Origin of the sequence: Xanthomonas sp. SHU 308, assembly GCF_000364645.1 — a bacterium.
In the GTDB taxonomy this organism is placed as follows: Bacteria; Pseudomonadota; Gammaproteobacteria; order Xanthomonadales; family Xanthomonadaceae; genus Xanthomonas_A; species Xanthomonas_A sontii.
Genome location: NZ_AQOK01000853.1, coordinates 1 through 2,123 on the forward strand (window position 1 = coordinate 1; position 2,123 = coordinate 2,123).

2 protein-coding genes and 1 pseudogene are annotated in these 2,123 nt (G+C 69.5%); 2 read left to right on the plus strand and 1 reads right to left on the minus strand.

Translation table 11 applies throughout. From position 1 onward, the window contains the following. Positions 1-578, plus strand: a pseudogene (locus tag D588_RS0122240) (sulfite reductase); the annotation flags it as partial. Beyond that, a complete protein-coding gene (locus D588_RS0122245) occupies positions 575-1,315 on the plus strand; it encodes a phosphoadenylyl-sulfate reductase (RefSeq protein ID WP_010341781.1) in 741 nt (246 codons plus the stop codon). The pseudogene D588_RS0122240 and the gene D588_RS0122245, both read left to right, overlap by 4 nt. Positions 1,316-1,607: 292 nt before the next feature. Here D588_RS0122245 and D588_RS0122250 read toward each other — a convergent pair. Further along, positions 1,608-2,123, minus strand: a 516-nt coding sequence (locus D588_RS0122250; RefSeq protein WP_017917567.1) for a PepSY domain-containing protein, incomplete at its 5' end; no start/stop codon positions are given.

Here is a 2,123-nt window from a genome sequence, read left to right on the forward strand (position 1 = left end):
CGCACTTCCGCATGACCGCGAACCAGAACCTGGTCATCGCCGGCGTTCCCGCCGCGCAACGCGAGGCGATCGACGCGCTGGTGCGCGCGCATGCGCTGGACGCCGGCAACCGCGCACCCACCGCGCTGGCGCGCGCGGCGATGGCCTGCGTGGCCCTGCCCACCTGCGGCCTGGCGATGGCCGAGGCCGAGCGCTACCTGCCGGCCTTCGCCGCGCAGCTGCAGCCATTGCTGGCGCGCCACGGCCTGCAGGACGCGCCGATCCTGCTGCGCCTCTCCGGTTGCCCGAACGGCTGCTCGCGGCCCTACCTGGCCGAGATCGCCCTGGTCGGCAAGGCGCCGGGCCGCTACAACCTGATGCTCGGCGGCGACCACCGCGGCCAGCGCCTCAACACCCTGTACCGCGAGAACATCGCCGAGCCGGAGATCCTCGCCGCGCTGGAACCGCTGTTCGCGCGCTATGCCAACGAGCGGCATGAGGACGAGCGCTTCGGCGATTTCCTGCACCGCACCGGCGTGGTCGAGTTGCCCGCCTATCCCACCCACCGTCACCTGATTCCGTCGGAACTGCACGCATGAGCGCTCTGCCCGCCGCCTCCCAAGACGCCTCCGCCAACGCACCGGTGCCGGCCCTGGATCTCGATGCCGCCAATGCGCTGCTGGCGACGCTGTCCGCGCCGGAGCGCGTGGCCTGGGCGCTGCAGCACGGCCCGGCCGAAGCGGCGCTGTCGTCCAGCTTCGGCGCGCAATCGGCCGCCACCCTGCACCTGCTGACCCGGCAGCGCCCGGACATCCCGGTGATCCTGATCGACACCGGCTACCTGTTCGCCGAGACCTACCGCTTCGCCGACGCGCTGACCGAGCGGCTCAAGCTCAATCTCAAGATCTATCGCCCGCTGGTCAGCCGCGCCTGGATGGAAGCGCGCCACGGCCGCCTGTGGGAACAGGGCATGGTCGGCATCGAGCAGTACAACAACCTGCGCAAGGTCGAGCCGATGCGCCGCGCCCTGGACGAACTGAAGGTCGGCACCTGGTTCACCGGCCTGCGCCGCAGCCAGTCCGACAGCCGCGCGCAGACCCCGTTCGTGCAGAAGCGCGGCGAGCGCTACAAGATCAACCCCATCGCCGACTGGAGCGACCGCGACCTGTGGCAATACATGCAGCAGCACGACCTGCCCTATCACCCGCTGTGGGAACAGGGCTACGTCTCCATCGGCGATTTCCACACCACCCGCCGCTGGGAACCGGGCATGCGCGAGGAAGACACCCGCTTCTTCGGCCTCAAGCGCGAATGCGGGATCCACGAGGATCTGTGAGACGTCCCAGCACACGTTCGGGCTTTTTGTAGGCGCGGCGTCAACTGCGACAGGCGTTACCGGCCACACCGCGTCTTTTCAGTAGAAGCGGCTTCAGCCGCGACCGGGTTTCATGGGAACGCCCGGTCGCGGCTGAAGCCGCTTCTACGGCTCAGAATCCCGGTCTCCTGCAGGTGCCGACAGCACTGGCTGCGCCTTGTGGGAGGGACTTCAGTCCCTACTGCACAAGGTCGGATGCGCCGGTGGTGTCGCTTGTCGCAGCGGAATCACCGTAGCTTCCGACCTCGACCTGCTAAGCCCCCACCACCGGCTCCCGCCGCAGCACCAGCACCCAGTCCAGCGCCAGCATCAGCAGCAAGGACACACCCACCAGCGGAAACAGCATCCCGCCCAGCACCAGCAGCGCAACCACGCCGCGCAGCGTGCGCCGGTCCGCGGGCAGCGGCGGCACCCCGAGCCCGCCCTGCGGGCGCCGCTTCCACCACATCACCGCCGCGCTCACGCACAGCAGCACGATGCCCAGGCAGGCCACGATCAGCACGATCTGGTTGAGCGCACCGTACTCCTGACCGAGGTGCACGTTGATGCCCCACTCCAGCGTCTTGGCCAGCGGGCCGTAGTCGGCGTAGCGCATGTCCAGCAGCACCTGGCCGCTGTACTGGTCCAAGTGGATCACCCGCTGCTGCGCCAGGTCCGGCGGATACACCGAAGCGGTATAGACCCCACGTGCGCCGCGCGGCAGCGCGACGCTGTAGCCGGGCGCGATGCCGCGCGCCTGGAACCGCGCCACCGCCGCATCCAGGCCGAT